General features: G+C 71.3%; 12 protein-coding genes. 2 read left to right on the top strand and 10 right to left on the bottom strand.

The features are described from left to right. Positions 1–73: 73 nt before the first annotated feature. The 10 genes from leuS to ACIQFY_RS00710 form a co-directional block, all read right to left on the bottom strand. On the bottom strand, positions 74–2,665 hold the full coding sequence (gene leuS / locus ACIQFY_RS00755; protein WP_400337837.1) for a leucine--tRNA ligase: 2,592 nt from the start codon (positions 2,663–2,665) through the stop codon (positions 74–76). A 63-nt stretch (positions 2,666–2,728) separates the two neighbouring features. Then, positions 2,729–4,417, bottom strand: a complete 1,689-nt coding sequence (cydC, locus tag ACIQFY_RS00750; RefSeq protein ID WP_400337834.1) for a thiol reductant ABC exporter subunit CydC — start codon at positions 4,415–4,417, stop codon at positions 2,729–2,731. Continuing rightward, positions 4,414–6,078, bottom strand: a complete 1,665-nt coding sequence (gene cydD, locus ACIQFY_RS00745; protein ID WP_400337832.1) for a thiol reductant ABC exporter subunit CydD — start codon at positions 6,076–6,078, stop codon at positions 4,414–4,416. The genes cydC and cydD overlap by 4 nt, the downstream gene beginning before the upstream one ends. Before the next feature lie 9 nt (positions 6,079–6,087). Continuing rightward, entirely contained in the window at positions 6,088–7,092 is a 1,005-nt protein-coding gene (gene cydB / locus ACIQFY_RS00740; RefSeq protein ID WP_326496181.1) for a cytochrome d ubiquinol oxidase subunit II, read from the bottom strand. A gap of 1 nt (position 7,093) precedes the next feature. After that, a complete protein-coding gene (locus ACIQFY_RS00735; RefSeq protein ID WP_400337829.1) occupies positions 7,094–8,506 on the bottom strand; it encodes a cytochrome ubiquinol oxidase subunit I in 1,413 nt (470 codons plus the stop codon). A gap of 287 nt (positions 8,507–8,793) precedes the next feature. Beyond that, positions 8,794–9,714, bottom strand: a complete 921-nt coding sequence (locus ACIQFY_RS00730; RefSeq protein WP_400337826.1) for an ABC transporter substrate-binding protein — start codon at positions 9,712–9,714, stop codon at positions 8,794–8,796. After that, positions 9,711–10,439, bottom strand: a complete 729-nt coding sequence (locus ACIQFY_RS00725) for an ABC transporter permease (RefSeq protein WP_400337823.1) — start codon at positions 10,437–10,439, stop codon at positions 9,711–9,713. Before ACIQFY_RS00725 ends, ACIQFY_RS00730 begins: the two co-directional genes overlap by 4 nt. Continuing rightward, entirely contained in the window at positions 10,436–11,152 is a 717-nt protein-coding gene (locus ACIQFY_RS00720; RefSeq protein WP_326496185.1) for an ABC transporter permease subunit, read from the bottom strand. The genes ACIQFY_RS00725 and ACIQFY_RS00720 overlap by 4 nt, the downstream gene beginning before the upstream one ends. Then, on the bottom strand, positions 11,149–12,063 hold the full coding sequence (locus tag ACIQFY_RS00715; RefSeq protein ID WP_066653812.1) for an ABC transporter ATP-binding protein: 915 nt from the start codon (positions 12,061–12,063) through the stop codon (positions 11,149–11,151). The genes ACIQFY_RS00720 and ACIQFY_RS00715 overlap by 4 nt, the downstream gene beginning before the upstream one ends. A gap of 191 nt (positions 12,064–12,254) precedes the next feature. Beyond that, positions 12,255–12,902 carry a TetR/AcrR family transcriptional regulator gene (locus tag ACIQFY_RS00710; protein WP_066653809.1) on the bottom strand — a complete coding sequence of 216 codons (648 nt, stop codon included), beginning with the start codon at positions 12,900–12,902 and terminating at the stop codon, positions 12,255–12,257. 152 nt (positions 12,903–13,054) lie between these two features. Between ACIQFY_RS00710 and ACIQFY_RS00705 the strand changes: the two genes are divergently transcribed. Together ACIQFY_RS00705 and ACIQFY_RS00700 are read left to right on the top strand one after the other, a co-directional pair. Further along, the gene (locus ACIQFY_RS00705) at positions 13,055–14,119 is read left to right on the top strand and encodes an App1 family protein (RefSeq protein ID WP_066653808.1); all 1,065 of its coding nucleotides are present in this window, start codon (positions 13,055–13,057) and stop codon (positions 14,117–14,119) included. Between the two features lie 88 nt (positions 14,120–14,207). Continuing rightward, complete coding sequence (locus ACIQFY_RS00700) at positions 14,208–16,094, top strand: glycoside hydrolase family 15 protein (protein ID WP_400337818.1); 1,887 nt, start codon at positions 14,208–14,210, stop codon at positions 16,092–16,094. Positions 16,095–16,410 lie beyond the last annotated feature (316 nt).

The following is a 16,410-nucleotide window of genomic DNA, read 5'->3' as shown; positions in this document are numbered from 1 at the left end:
CGACGACGGCCCGGCGGCCCCTCCTGTGGAGGGACCGGCCGGGCCGGTCAGGTGGGGAGGACTCCGGGAGCCGTCAGCCCTTGATCGCGATGTTCACGAGCTTCGGCGCCCGCACGATGACCTTGACGATCTCGCGGTCACCGATGTACCGCTGCACGTTCGCCGAGGCCCGCGCGAGCTGCTCGAGCTCGTCCGCCTCGATCGACTTCGACACCTCGAACGAGTCGCGCACCTTGCCGTTGACCTGCACGACCGCGGTGAGCGTCTCCTGCACGAGCAGCGTCGGGTCCGCCTTCCGCCAGCCGTACGTGGCGACCGTGGCCTCGTAGCCCAGCTTCTCCCACATCTCCTCGCCGGTGTACGGGGCGAAGACGGCGAGGGCGAGGGCGATCGTCTCGACGGCCTCGCGCACGGCGGGGTCACCGGCGCCGGGGCCGCTGTCGATCGCCTTGCGGGTGACGTTCACCAGGTCCATCAGTCGCGCGATCACGACGTTGAACTTGAAGGCCTCCATCATCCCCGGCGCGTCGGCCAGGAAGCGGTGCGTCACCTGGCGCAGGGCACGGTCACCGTCGGCCCAGACGGCGTCCGGTGCCGAGGTGACGTCGAGCGCCAGGCGGTAGGCGCGGGCGAGGAAGCGTGCGGACGCCGACGGCGACACGTCCTCCCAGTTGATGTCGTCCTCCGGCGGCCCGGCGAAGCCCATCACGAGGCGGATCGCGTCGACGCCGTTCGCGTCGAGCTCGTCGCCGAGCGAGACGCCGCCCTTCGACTTCGACATCTTCGAGCCGCCGGAGAGCACCATGCCCTGGTTGAGAAGCGCCGAGAACGGCTCGGTGAAGTCGAGGTAGCCGAGGTCGAACAGGACCTTCGTGACGAAGCGCGCGTAGAGCAGGTGCAGGATCGCGTGCTCGATGCCACCGATGTACTGGTCGACCGGAGCCCACCTCCGAGCGGCCTCGGGGTCGAACGCCTGCGTGTCGTCCTGGGCCGACAGGAAGCGCAGGAAGTACCACGACGAGTCGACGAAGGTGTCCATCGTGTCCGTGTCGCGGAGCGCCGGGGTGCCGTCCACCGGGTTCGGCACGTTCACCCAGTCGGTCGCTCCACCGAGCGGCGAGGTGCCCTTCGGCTTGAGGTCGAGGCCCTCGGTCGACGGCAGGCGCACCGGCAGCTGGTCCATCGGGACCGGGTGCTCGGTGCCGTCGGCGCCGTGGATGATCGGGATCGGGGTGCCCCAGAAGCGCTGACGGGAGATGAGCCAGTCGCGCAGGCGGTAGGTCTTCGCAGCCCGACCCGTCCCACGCTCCTCGAGCAGGGAGATCGCCGCAGTGATGGCGTGCTGCTTCGACATGCCGTCGAGCGGCCCGGAGTTGATCATCCGGCCCTGGCCGGTGAGCGCCTCGCCGGTCGAGACGGGGTCGAGCGCGGGCAGGTCCTCGAGCGTCGCGCCCTCGGGGATGACCGGGATGGCACCGGTGACGGGCTGGTTCGTGTCGACGACGACCTTGACGGGCAGGTCGAAGGCCCGGGCGAAGTCGAGGTCGCGCTGGTCGTGCGCCGGGACCGCCATCACGGCGCCGTGGCCGTAGTCGGCGAGCACGTAGTCGGCGGCCCAGATCGGCAGGCGCTCCCCCGTGAGCGGGTGGATCGCGGAGCGGCCGAGCGGCACGCCGGTCTTCGGCCGGTCGGCGTTCTGCCGGTCGATCTCCGAGGTCTTCTGCGTCGCGGTCAGGTACGCGTCGAAGTCGGCACGCACGTCGTCAGGGGCGGCGGAGACCAGCGACGCCGCCAGGTCCGAGTCCGGCGCCACCACGAGGAACGTCACCCCGTGGATGGTGTCCGGACGTGTGGTGAACACGGTGACGGGCTCGTCGTGCCCCTCGATGACGAAGTCGACGTCGGCGCCGACCGAACGGCCGATCCAGTTGCGCTGCTGCGCGATCACCTTCGCCGGCCAGCGACCCTCGAGCTGGTTGAGGTCGTCGAGCAGCCGGTCCGCGTACTTCGTGATCGCGAAGTACCACTGCGTCAGCTTCTTCTTGACGACGACGGCGCCGGAACGGTCCGAGGTGCCGTCGGGCAGCACCTGCTCGTTCGCGAGCACGGTCTGGTCCACCGGGTCCCAGTTGACCCAGCTGTCCTTCCGGTAGGCCAGGCCCTTCTCGTACATCTTGAGGAACAGCCACTGGTTCCACTTGTAGTACTCGGGGTCCGACGTGTGGATCTCCGTCGTCCAGTCGAACGACGGCGCGTAGCGCTTGAACGAGGCCTTCTGCTGCTCGATGTTCGCGTAGGTCCACTGCGCCGGGTCGACCCCGCGCTTGATCGCCGCGTTCTCGGCGGGCAGGCCGAAGGAGTCCCAGCCGATGGGGTGCAGGACGTTGAAGCCCTGCTGCCGCCAGTAGCGGGCCACGAAGTCGCCGAGTGCCCAGTTCTCGGCGTGCCCCATGTGCAGGTCGCCGGACGGGTACGGGAACATCTCGAGGATGTACTTGCGCGGGCGCGAGTCGTCGAGGTCGGTCGTGAAGAGGCCGAGCTCCTCCCAGCGGGGCTGCCACTTCTCCTGGATGCGGCGGAAGTCGTAGGCGTCGGGATCGACGGCTGCGGGCCCGGCGGGGTGCTCGGTTGCGTTCGCAGTGGAGTGCTCGGTGGTCACGATCACCAAGGGTACAAGGCCTGGAGGCCCGCCCCGGTCCCGCCGACGCATCCTCCGTCCGGCAGGCGGTCACCCCTCGACGAGGCGTCCGTCACGCATCCGCAGGGTCCGGTCCACCAGGTCGGCCGGGACCGGCACGTGGGACACGACCAGCACGGTGCGTCCGGCCCGCCGCGCCGCACCGACGAGGTCGCGGAGCACCGCTTCGCCGAGGTCGGGGTCGACGTCCGCGGTCGGCTCGTCGAGCACCAGCACCGGGAACGCGTGCAGCAGCGCCCGGGCGAGCGCGAGGCGGTGCGCCTGCCCGCCGGAGAGCAGTCCGCCGCGCTCCCCCACCAGGGCGTCGAGCCCACCGCGCCCCGCGACCCACGGGCCGAGCCCGACCCGGTCGAGCACGTCGCTGAGCTCGGCGTCCGTCGCGGTGTCCCGCGCGAAGAGCAGGTTCTGCCGCACCGACTGGTCGAACACGAACGGGTCCTGCTCCACGAGCCCGACCCGTGCGCGCACCGCGTCCGGGTGCATCGACCGCGTCTCGACCCCGTCGAGCGTGTACGACCCCTCGTGGTCGACGAACCGCACCAGGGCGTCCACGAGGGTGGACTTCCCGGCACCGCTCGGCCCCTCGAGCACGACGACCTCACCCGGGTACAGGTCGAACGACACCCGGTCCACCGCGGGCGCCGACGCGCCGGGCCACCGCACGGTCAGGTCCCGCACCGTCACCCGCACCGGCCCGTCGACGACGAGGTCCGACGGGTCGGCCGGCACGTCGGGCTCCGGCACGATGCCGGCCGGGAGCTCCGCGGGGACGACCTCCTCGACCCGTTCCGCGGCGGCGCGGACCCGGCGCAGCGTCAGAACGGCGAGCGGGACCCCGCCGACGACCTCGAAGAGTGCGAGCGGCACGAAGACGGCGAGCGCCCAGAGCGGTCCGACGAGCGCGCCCGAGACGACCGCGGGAGCACCGACCGCGAGCACCCCGACGACGGCGCCGCCACCGACCAGGCCGACGAGGGCCCCGACGAGCGACTCGACGGTCGCACGACGCCGGACGGCGCGGGTCACGCGGGCGTCGAGCGCGGCGATGCCGGCCAGGCGGTCGGGCAGCGTGCCGTACGCGGCGAACACGTCGAGGGTCCGGACGGTGTCGAGCACCAGGTCCGCGACCCGTCCGCGTTCGGCCGCCGTCTCGCGGTCCGATCGCCGCGCGACGGACAGGGTCGTGACCGTCCCGAGCAGCGCGGCGACGGCGAGGGCGACGACGAGCACCACCGCCGCGGGCCACCAGACCACCGCGACCGCGACGACGGAGAGCAGGGCGACGACCCCGGCCGACACGAGCGGGCCGACGACGCGGATCGGCAGGTCCTGCAGCCGGTCGGTGTCCGTGACGAGCCGGGTGAGCAGGTCACCGCGCCCGGTCGCCCCGAGCCCGGCCGGCGCGACCGAGGCGAGCCGTCGGTACATCTCGGTCCGGACGACGGCGAGCTGCCGGAACGACGCGTCGTGCCCGGCGAGTCGGTCGACGTAGCGCAGCGCGGCCCGGCCGAGGGCGAACGCACGCACCCCGACCATGACGAGCGTCAGGTAGAGGATCGGTGGCTGCTCGGCCGCGCGGGTGATGAGGTAGCCGCTCGCCGCCAGGAGCGCCACCGCACAGACGGCGCTGAGCGTGCCGGCGGCGACCGCCTTCGCCCAGCCGGCCCCGTGCGGGAGCGCCAGCCGCAGGACGGGGGTGGGACGGGCCTCCCGGCTCACGAGCGTGCCTCCTGTCGGTGCGTCACGGTCACCGCTCCGCCGGGGCGGAGGTCGACGCGGACGTCGGCGGCGGCCAGCACGGCGGGGCGGTGGCTCGCCACGACGACGACCGCGCCGTCGGCGGCGAGCGACCGGACGGCGTCGACGACGATCTGCTCCGCGTCGGCGTCGAGGGCCGACGTCGGCTCGTCGAGCAGGACGAGCGGGGTGCGGGCGCGACGCGCCCGGTACAGGGCCCGGGCGACCGCGACGCGCTGCGCCTGACCGCCCGAGAGACCGGCTCCCCCGGGTCCGACCGGGAGGCTCGGCTCGACCCCCAGCCCCGCCTCGCCCAGGGCGCGGCGCACGTCGTGGTCGTCGGGTCGCGTGTGCAGGGCGACGTTCTCGGCGACCGTGCCGCGCACCAGGCGCGGACGCTGGTCACCCCAGGTCGTGCGGTCGGCGCGGGTGGCGTCGGCCGGACCGGGCACCGTCACCGTGCCGTCGTGGGCGAGGACACCCCGGATCGCCGCGATGAGACTGGACTTGCCGGACCCGCTGGGCCCGGCGAGGGCGACGACGGTGCCGGGCGCGACGCGCACGTCGAGCGGTCCGACGACGACGTCGGGGCGACGGACCACCAGGCCCTCGAGCACCAGGTCGGTGGCCGCGGCGGCCGGGGTGCCGGGCGCGGGTGCGCTGGTCGACGTGTCGCGTCCCCGGTCGTCGAGGACGTCGAGCACGGCGCCGGACGCCTCGACGCCGTCCTGGGCGGCGTGGAAGTCGGCGCCGACCTGGCGGAGGGGTGCGAACGCCTCCGGGGCGAGCACCAGGACGAACATCGCGGCGCCGAGGCCGAGCGAGCCGTCGACGAGTCGGACGCCGATCGACACCGCGACGAGGGCGACGGACAGGCTCGCGGCGAGTTCGAGGGCGAAGCCGCTGACGAAGGACAGACGCAGGACACCGATGGTGCCGCGCCGGTACTCGTCGGTGACGGTGCCGATGCGATCGACCTGGCGGCGGGCACGTCCGAAGACCTTGAGGGTGGCGAGGCCCTCGACCGCCTCGGTGAAGGCGCCGCCGAGGCGGGTGAGCGCGTCGGCCTGCCGCCGCTGCAGCGCCTGGGTCGCCAGACCGATGAGCACCATGAACACGGGGATCACCGGCATCGCGAGCACGATGACGACCGCGCTCGTCAGGTCACCGAGCTCGATCGCGACGAGGAGCACCGGGGTCGCGACCGCCGTGAGCGCGAGCTGTGGGACGTACCGCCCGAAGTAGGCGTCGAGGGCGTCGAGCCCGGGGCCGAGCGCGGTGGCGAAGCCGGCGCTCGACCGGGCGGCGAGCCAGGACGGTCCGCGCTCGGCCACTCGGGAGAGGACGGTCGCACGGAGCTCGCTCTTCACCGTCGCCCCGGCCCGCGCCGCCAGGTCGTCCGTCGCCCAGGCGGCGACGGCACGGACGACGAACGCACCGACCAGCAGTGTCAGCGTCGGGACGAACGTCTCCGGGAGCCGCCCGTCGCGCACCGCGTCGACGCCGAGGGTGACGGCCGCCGCGATCCCCCAGGCGACACCGATCGTCGCGAGTGTGCGGACCAGGCCCGTCCCCGCGGACGCGACGACGGACCAGCGCGCCGCACGCGACAGGCGCAGCAGACGAGGATCGAGCGGCTTCACCGGGAGCCCCTAGTGCGCGGCCTGGTCGATGTGGGCCCGCGAGACGCGCTTGCGGAACACCCAGTAGGTCCAGGCCTGGTAGGCCAGCACGAGCGGGACGAAGATCAGCGCGACCCAGCTCATCACGGTCAGCGTGTACTGCCCGCTCGACGCGTTGACCACGGTCAGGCTGTTCGCCGGGTCGTTCGACGCCGGCATGACGTCGGGGAAGATCGCGGTGAACATCGCCAGGACCACGGCGGCGATCGTGACCGCCATCAGCGTGAACGCCCGCCCCTCCTTGCCCCACGCGGTGCAGAGCACGGCGAGGACGAGCGCGAGTGCCGCGACGACCGAGAGCACCAGGCTCGCCGGCGTCGCCCGCACGAACGCCATCGCCACCAGGAACGCGGCACCGACGACGATCGTCAGCACGCCCGCCCGGACCGCCAGGCGCTTCGCCCGCACGCGGATCTCACCCTCGGTCTTCAGTGCGACGAACACGACGCCGTGCGTGAAGAACACCATCAGGGTCGCGAGGCCGGTCAGCAGCGCGAACGGGTTCAGCAGGTCGAGGAACGTGCCCGTGAAGTTGTGCCCGGCGTCCATCGGGATCCCGCGGACGACGTTGCCGAACGCGACGCCCCACAGGAAGGACGGCACGGCGCTGCCGACGATGATCATCAGGTCGAACCGGCGCTTCCACTCCGGGTGCTTCCGCTGGTGCCGGTACTCGAACGAGACCCCACGGGCGATGAGCGCCACGAGGATGAGCAGCAGGGCGAGGTAGAAGCCGGAGAACATCGTCGCGTACCACTCGGGGAACGCCGCGAACAGGCAGGCCCCGGCGACGATGACCCAGGTCTCGTTGAGGTCCCACACCGGGCCGATCGTGTTGATCAACACGCGTCGGTCGGTGTCGTCCTTGCCGAGGAACGGCAGGGACATCCCGACACCGAAGTCGAACCCGTCGAGGACGAAGTACCCGACGAAGAACAGTCCGACGATCGCGAACCACAGGACTGGCAGATCCATCTCAGTACACCGTCACTTCGTGCTCGACCTCGCCGGTGACCTCGTCGACCTTCGCAGGGGCGGCGGGGCCCTCCTGCGCGACCTTCTTGATGAGCCGGAACTCGACGACCGCGAGCGCGCCGTAGATCAGCGTGAACACGACCAGGGAGATGAGGACCTCGACCCCGGTGACGTTCGGCGAGACGCCGTCCGCCGTGCGGAGCAGCCCGAACACGAGCCACGGCTGGCGGCCCATCTCGGTGAAGACCCAGCCCATGATCATCGCGGCCATCGGCAGCGGGACCGACCAGGTGGCGATGCGCCAGACCCAGCGCTGCGACGGGAACCGGCCCTTGCGGGTCAGCCACAGGCCGACGACCGACACGAGCACCGCGCCGACACCCAGGGCGATCATCCAGCGGAACGACCAGTAGGTCACCCAGATGATCGGCTTGTAGTCGCCGGGGCCGTACACCTGCGTGTACTGCGCCTGCAGGTCGTTGATGCCCTCGACCGTGCCGGTGAAGGTGTGCGTCGACAGGAACGAGAGCAGGTACGGGATGCGGATCGAGAACAGTTCGTGCACACCGTCGGGGGTGCCGAGCGTGAAGATCGAGAACGAGGCGTCCTTGCCCGTCGAGGTGTTGTAGAGCGCCTCGGCCGCGGCCATCTTCATCGGCTGGGTGTCGACCATCGTAAGCCCGAGCTGGTCGCCGGACAGCACGGTCAGCGCACCGGACGCCAGCATCGTCCACATGCCGAACTTGAGCGCCGGCATCATCGTCTCGAGGTTCTGGTTGCGTGCGAGGTGCCACGCCGCGACCGCGATGATCACCGAGGCGGCGACCATGAAGGCCCCGAAGAGCGTGTGCGGGAAGGCGGCCAGCGCGACCTTGTTGGTCAGGACGGCCCAGATGTCGGTGAGCTCGGCGCGGCCCTTCGCCTCGTTGATCGCGAAGCCGACGGGGTGCTGCATGAAGGCGTTCGCCGCCAGGATGAAGTACGCCGACATCATCGTGCCGACGCTGACGCACCAGATGCTCGCCAGGTGCAGCGCCCGCGGCAGGCGGTCCCACCCGAAGATCCAGATGCCGATGAACGCCGCCTCGAAGAAGAACGCGAGGATGCCCTCGAGCGCGAGCGGGGCACCGAAGACGTCGCCCACGAACCGCGAGTAGTTCGACCAGTTCATGCCGAACTGGAACTCCTGGACGATGCCGGTGACGACGCCCATCGCGAAGTTGATGAGGAAGATGCGCCCGAAGAAACGGGTCAGCTGGAGGTAGTGAGCGCGCCCGGTCCGCACCCACGCCGACTGGAAGACGGCGACGACGAGCGCCATGCCGATCGTCAGCGGGACGAAGAGGAAGTGGTAGATCGTCGTCAGACCGAACTGCCACCGCGACAGGATCAGGGGATCGAGGATGTCGTTCATGCGGCGTGTCCGAGCCGGTCCGCCGCGCGCTGTTCGTGCACGAGAGATGCCTCTTCCGGGAGGAGGAACTGGTACTTGTCACCCCGTCGGGACACCTCCACGCTACCGCCGGGACACCTGCTTCGACAAGTTGTAGAGGGGCACTCTGCACGAATGTGCACAAGCACTGGTCGGCACGATCGTGCGGAACGACGGTGCCCGGGTACCCTCCGCGTGAACGACGACAGGTGCCGGGCCGAAGCCCGACACCTGTCGTTCAGTGCTGATCGGCGCCGAGCGCCGACCGACTAGAGCAGACCCTCGTCCTGGAGGAACTGCTTCGCGATCTGCGAGGCCTTCTCCTTGTCCGTGACGCTCTTCTCGTTGAGCTCGATGAGCTTGTCGGTGGTGAGCTTCTCGTTCACCTCGTCGATGGCATCAGCAGCCTTCTCGTCGACCTTGTCGGAGACCACGGGGATGACGTTCTGCGGCAGGATCAGGTTCTCCGGGTCCTTGAGCGAGACGAAGTCGTTCGCCTTGATGCTCGGGTCCGCGCTGTAGATGTCGGCGAGCTGGACGGTGCCGTCCTTGAGCGCCTTCACCGTCAGGGCGCCGCCGGAGTCCTCGACCGCCTTGAAGTCGACGTCCACGCCGTAGACCGACTTCAGGCCATCGGGGCCGTACGGGCGGGTCTGGAACTCGGAGTTCGCGCCGACGGTCAGCTTCTCCTTGACGTCCTTCAGGTCGGCCAGGCTCGTGACGTCGTTCTCCTCGGAGAACTGCTTCGTCACGGTGTAGCTGTCCTGGTCGGTGGCGTCGGCCTCGTCGAGGACGCGCAGGCCCTTCGGCAGGGCCTTCTCGAGCGCCTCGTCGATCTGGTCCGCGCTCTTGGCCGTCGACTCCTTGTCGAAGTACTGCAGCAGGTTGCCGCTGTACTCGGGCATGACGTCGATCGCGCCCTTCTCGAGCTGCGGGATGTAGACCTCGCGCTGCCCGATGTTGAAGTTGCGCTCGACGGTGAAGCCGTCCTTCTCGAGCACCTGCGCGTAGAGCTCGGCGATGATCTCGTTCGAGTAGTACTGCTGCGAGCCGATGACGATCGTCTTCGAGTCGGACGACGCGCTGGAGCCGCTGCTGAGCGGGTCACCAGAGGAGCAGCCGGTCAGGGCTGCGGCGACGCCGAGTGCCGTTGCGGCGGCGAGGGCGACGCGGATCCGTGCTGTGGTCACGATGGGTTTCCTTCCGGGATGGGATTGCGGGCTCGCTCGCGCGATCCCTGGCGCTGCCGCGCGGACGGGTCGAGGGTGCCCTTCGGCACCGACGCCCGCTGCAGCGCGGCGAACACGATCTCGAACGCGATCGCGAGCGCGATCACGAGGACGGACGCGCCGAGCATCTCGGCGTAGTCCTGGGTCTTGAGGCCGAGGAAGAAGTAGCCGCCCAGTCCCCCGGCGCCGACGTAGGCGGCCAGGGTGGCGGTGGCGACGACCTGGAGCACGGCCGACCGGACGCCACCGATGAGCAGCGGCAGCCCGAGCGGGATCTCGACCTTCCAGAGCACCTGCCACCCGGTCATGCCCTGGGCCTTCGCCGCGTCGATCGTGACCGGGTCGACGGACTCGATCCCCGCGTACGCCCCGGCGAGCACCGACGGGACGGCCAGGACCACGAGTGCCAGCAGCGGCGCCTCGAGCCCGATGCCGAGCAGCAGGCCGAAGAGGGACAGCACGCCGAGCGTCGGGAGGGCCCTGATGCCGCCGGACAGCGCGATGGACAACCCGCGTGCCCGGCCCGTGTGCCCGATCGCGTACCCGATCGGGACCGCGATCACGGCTGCGATCACCACGGCGAGCAGGGTGATCCAGACGTGTTCCCAGAGCCGCTCGGGGATCGGGTTGACGCCGGCGTAGTTGGCCGGGTCGAACACCCAGCCGAACGCCTCTCCGATGATCACGATGCGACCTCCGCTCGCTGCAGGACCCGACGCGCGGCGCGACGGCTCCGGGGCGCCCGCCGTGTCCACGGCATGACGAGCCGTCCGAGCAGCACGAGCAGGCCGTCGAGGGCGAAGGCGAGCACGAGCACCATGACGATGCCCGAGAGGATCTCCTCGTAGATGCCGCGCGCGAGTCCGTCGGTGAACAGCGAGCCGAGGCTCTGGATGCCGAGCACCGCGCCGACGGTCGTGAGCGAGATCGTCGACACCGCGATCACCCGCAGGCCGGCGAGCAGCACGGGTCCGGCGAGCGGGAGCTCGACTCGGAAGAAGCGCTGCACGCCCGAGTACCCCATGGCGGTCGAGGCCGCCTTCGTGCCGGCGTCGACCGAGGAGAGGCCGTCCACCGTCGACCGGACCATGAGCGCGAGACCGTAGATCGTCAGGCTGATGATCACGTTGACCGGGCTCTGCAGGCTCGTCCCGATGATGCCGGGCAGGGCGACGAACAGCGCCAGGGACGGGATCGCGTAGAGGAGACCCGCGAAGGTAACGATGCCGCTGCCCAGACCGGCGGCGAAGCGGGATCCGCCCGCTCGCTGCAGTCGGACCACCACCCAGCCGATCGGGATGGAGAGCAGGAAGCTGATGATGATCGGTGGGATCGCGATCGCGAGGTGCGCGATCGTGGCGTCACTGATCGTGTCGAGGTTCGACAGGATCCAGTTCACCGCGGTCCCCCACCCTGCGCCGGAGCACCCGGGGCGGTGTCACGCGCCCCGGCCTCTGCTGCCTGTGGCACCGCGGCTGCGGCGTCGACCACCTGGACCGGACCGGTGAGCACACCGGCTGCCCGGCCGTCGCCGTCGACCACGATCGGGCCGGTCGGCGTCTGCTCGACGCGCAGGGCACGCCGACCGCGGCCGGCACCGATGAAGTTCGCGACGAAGTCGTCCGCCGGTTCGGCGAGGATCTCGGCGGGGGTCCCGAGCTGCGCGATCTCGCCGCCCTTCTTGAGGATGACGACCTGGTCGCCGAGCTTGAACGCCTCGTCGATGTCGTGGGTCACGAAGACGACGGTCTTGCCGAGCTCGCGCTGCAACCGGATGAGCTCGTCCTGCAGGTCGTTGCGGACGAGCGGGTCGACGGCGCCGAACGGCTCGTCCATGAGCAGGACGTTCGGGTCGACGGCGAGGCCGCGGGCCACGCCGACGCGCTGCTGCTGTCCGCCGGAGAGCTGCGAGGGGTACCGGTCCGCGAACGCCCGGTCGAGACCGACGGTGTCCATCAGTTCGAGCGCCCGGGCACGGGCCTCGCCCTTCGGGACACCCGTCAGGAGCGGCACGGTCGCGATGTTGTCGGCGACCTTGCGGTGCGGCAGCAGGCCGGCGTTCTGCATGACGTAGCCGATGCGGCGACGGAGCTGCACGGGGTCGACCCCGGCGACGTCCTCACCGTCGATCTCGACGGTCCCCGACGACGGGTCGACCATCCGGTTGATCATGCGGAGCAGGGTGGTCTTGCCGCAGCCGCTGGAGCCGACGAAGACCGTGGTGGTCCGCGACGGGATGACGAGGCTGAAGTCGTCGACCGCGTTGGTGCCGTCCGGGTACGTCTTGCGCACCGAGCGGAACTCGATCATGTGGGTGCCCTTCTGTTCGGAGGTAGCCCGACTCCGCACGAGCGTACCCGCGCATCGAGGACAGCGTTCCACCGTGACCGGTCATGACGGCTCGCGGACAACGACGCCCGCACTCCCTGTTCGGGAGCACGGGCGTCGGTGGATGGTCCGGTGCGCCGGTCGGGCGCGTCGCGCGTCCGGCCGATCGCGGTTCAGGCGGCTGCGGCGACCGCCTCGAGGTGCGCCCGGCTCATCGTGCGGTACTCCTCGATGAGCGCGGTGTCGGGAGCGGTCCGGTCGCGGAGCGCCCGGGCGATCACGGCGTGCGCGGACTCGGCCAGGACGACCCAGGCGCGCTCAGCACGCTCGCCCAGCGGGTAGCCGAAGCGGTCGTGCAGGACCTGCGCGACGGCTGCCCCCAGCGCAGCCATGCGGTCCTCGGCGTCACCGGTGCCGGTGTCCGCGGGGTCACCGAAGCGGATCGCGCGGAAGCCCGGCTCCGCGCGGTACATCTCGACGGTCGCGTCGATGAGCGCGTCGTGCGCGTCCTGCCAGGTCGTGGCGTCGCTCTCGTCGAGGGCGGTGAGGAAGCGCTCGGCGAGCCGCTGGGTGCTCCGGATCGCCAGCGCCTCGACCACGGCGATGCGGTCCGGGAAGTACCGGTAGACCGTGCCGATCGACGCCCCCGCGCGCTCGGCCACCATCGCGGTGGTCAGTCGCTCGAACCCGATCTCGTCGATCACGGCAGCCGCGGCGTCGAGGAGTCCCGCGAGGCGCGCCGAACTGCGGGCTTGGACCGGCTCGTTCCTGAGCAGTGATGATCCCCCCGGCAGTGCGTTCGATACCTCGGTGACGAGCACGTGTTCTCCTCTTGCGCTCCCGGCGGAGCGCGGTCATGTGGGATGTGACGGGAAGGACTCTCGCACAGACCGGCTGGATCATCGCTGCGACTCACCCCGTCGTGGTCGTCCACCGCCCGCCGCCGGGGTCCCGCGCGTGGGAGGATGGAGCCATGCCCGACCCGACGCCCCACGAGCCGTCGTTGGCCGAACCGATCCTCCACCGGGCCGCTCGGATCGAGGACGCCGTCCAGGAGTTCCGCGAGCACCGGGCCCGGCGTCGCGGGCTCGTGCCGACCGTGATCCCCTACACGGGCTACGGCGCACCGGGCTGGATCCGCGTGCTCTGCCGTGTCCTGCTGACGCGACGCGGCCTGGCGTCCGACGCCTCCTACTACGGCGTGCGCGGCTGGCGGAGCTTCACGAGTGTCGCCGTCGACGACGCCGAGGTCACCGTGACGGCCGGTGGCACGACCCACGTGGTGCAGTCCGACCGTGGCGGCGTGGTCGACGTGAAGGTCCCGATCGACCTCGAACCCGGATGGCAGACGGTGCGCCTTTCGGCCGGTGGGATGCGCGACGTCGAGGCCGACGTCTTCATCGTGGACCCGGACACGCGCTTCGGTCTGCTGTCCGACATCGACGACACGGTGATGGTGACGTCGCTCCCCCGCCCGATGCTCGCAGCGTGGAACTCCTTCGTCCTGACCGAGCACGCCCGACGCCCGGTCCCGGGCATGTCCGTGCTGTACGAACGCGTGCTCGCGCAGCACCCCGGCGCTCCGACCGTGTACCTCTCGACCGGGGCGTGGAACGTGGCGCCGACGCTGCAACGCTTCCTGACCCGGAACATGTACCCGACCGGCACGCTCCTGCTGACGGACTGGGGGCCGACCCACGACCGCTTCTTCCGGAGCGGCCAGTTGCACAAGCAGCAGAACCTGCGGCGACTCGCGAGCGACTTCCCGGACGTGCAGTGGCTCCTGGTCGGTGACGACGGGCAGCACGACGAGACGCTCTACGGCGAGTTCGCCCGGGAGCACCCCGAAAACGTCGCCGGTGTCGCCGTCCGGCAGCTGTCCACGAGCGAGGCGGTCCTGGCCGGTGGTCGGTCGCGCGCGCAGGAACGGACGCGCGCCGGGTCCGCACCGTGGGTGTACGCCCCGGACGGTGCCGGCATGTGGTCGGAGCTCGCTCGCGTGGGCCTCGTCGACGCCGACCCGTCAGCCCCGCTCTGATCCCTGCACCGGCAGCTCCGTCGGCTCCGCTGTGCACACCTTCAGCGCTGCCGGGCCGCACGGCGGCCGCCGGTGCCAGGATCGAGCCATGAGCACCGTCACCCCGCCGAACCGCATCGAGGACCACGCCCTCATCGGGGACACCCACACGGCCGCACTCGTCGGCCGCGACGGGACGATCGACTGGGCGTGCCTGCCGCGCTTCGACAGCCCGTCGACCTTCGCCTCACTGCTCGGGACCGAGGACCACGGGCACTGGTCGCTCCGCCCGACGGACCCGGACGCCACGAGCACACGGCACCACCACCCGGACACGCTCGTGCTCTCCACCGTGTGGACGACGTCGACCGGCGTCGTCGAGGTCACCGACCTCATGCCGATCGGCGCCCACCGCGCGGCGATCATCCGACGGGTCCGCGGCCTGCAGGGCTCGGTCGAGGTCGAGCAGACGCTCCGCATCCGGTTCGACTACGCCCGAGCGCTCCCCTGGGTCCGGCAGATCGGCGGTGACGAGGACCCGGCGCTCCTCGCGACCGCCGGCCCGGGCTCGGTGGTGGTCCGTGGCGTGCGCTTCCGGGCCGACGACCACCGGCACACGCACACCGTCACGGTGCACGACGGCGACGTCGTCGACACCGTGCTCACCTGGTACCCGTCGCACCGCGAGCCACCGGAGCCGCTCGACGTCGACGCCGCACTGCAGGCGACGGAGCGCTGGTGGCGCGACTGGATGGCGACCGCGCACACCGAGGGCCCCTACGCCGAGGCGAGCCGACGGTCCCTGCTGCTGCTCCGTGCGATGACCCACGGCCAGACCGGCGGCGTCGTGGCGGCCGCGACCACGAGCCTCCCGGAGGACCCGGGTGGCGAACGCAACTGGGACTACCGGTACGTCTGGCTCCGCGACGCGTCCCTGGCGCTCGCGTCGCTCATCGCCCACGGCTACCGGGACGAGGCGATGCACTGGCGCGGGTGGCTGCTCCGTGCGATCGCGGGTGACCCTGCCGACGTGCAGATCATGTACGGCATCGCCGGCGAACGCGAACTGCCCGAGCGCACGCTCGACGAGCTCCCCGGCTACCTCGACTCGACGCCGGTCCGGCTCGGCAACGGCGCGTCGACCCAGTACCAGGGGGACGTCTTCGGCGAGGTGCTGGCCGCCCTGCACGACGCGCGCGAGCTCGGTGTCGAGGAGAACGCGGACTCGTGGGCCCTGCAGCGTGCCCTGCTCGGCTACGTCGAGGAGCACTGGCAGCAGCCGGACAACGGCATCTGGGAGATGCGCGGACCGCGGCGGCACTTCACGCACTCCCGGGCGATGATCTGGGCCGCCTTCGACCGCGGGGTGGCGGCCGTCGAGGAGTTCGGCCTCGAGGGCCCCGTCGACCGGTGGCGCAGCCTGCGCGACGAGGTCCGCGCGGAGATCGAGGAGCACGGCTGGAACGCCGAACGCGGCAGCTACCGGCAGCACTACGACACCGACGAGGTCGACGCGAGCCTGCTCGTCCTGCCGCAGATCGGGTACCTGCACGCCGACGACCCCCGCATGACGGGGACGGTCGCGGCGATCGAGCAGGACCTCCGCGTCGGCGAGCACGGCCTGGTCCTGCGGTACCGGACCACCGCGGGCTTCGACGGGCTGTCCGGCTCCGAGCACCCGTTCCTGGCGTGCTCGTTCTGGCTCGTCGAGCAGTACGCCGCCTCCGGGCGCATCGCCGACGCCGAACGGCTGATGGACGTCCTGGTCGGTTACGCGAACGACGTCGGCATGCTCTCCGAGGAGATCGACGGGGCGACCGGTCACCACATCGGCAACACGCCGCAGGTGCTGTCGCACCTGACGCTCGTGTCCGCGGCCGACGCGATCGCCCGCGCACGCGGTACCTCGTCGGGGCACCGGACGCGGCTCGCCGTGCACGACGGTGGGACCCGGTCGTGGACCGGCGGTGGGCGGCGGGCCGGCGCCCCGTCCTGACCGGCAGGCGGCACGTCACTCCGCGCCGCGTCGCGTCGCGTCGCGTACCCGGTCCTTCCGCGTCCCCAGTCGTTTCGGGCGTCGCTGCTCGTTCCGGGCGTACCTGGTCCTCCTGATCCGGCAGGTACGCCCGGTTCCGCACGGCACGTCACGCGTTCCGGGAAGGAACGGGCAGACGAACGGACGGGAGGCGCGGGGGCCCCCCGCCCCCCCCCCCCCCCCCCCCCGGGGGGGCCCGGGTTGAAAACGGCGCAACCCGCCACACGTCCCCGGCCCCGACCATGGGGCGCCGAGCGGGGCCCCCCGCCAGCGCCCC

The organism is Curtobacterium sp. NPDC092190 (assembly GCF_044755625.1).
Lineage (GTDB): Bacteria > Actinomycetota > Actinomycetes > Actinomycetales > Microbacteriaceae > Curtobacterium.
The sequence above is the reverse complement of the archived record's forward strand: the minus strand, read 5'-3'. Positions and strand labels throughout refer to the sequence as shown.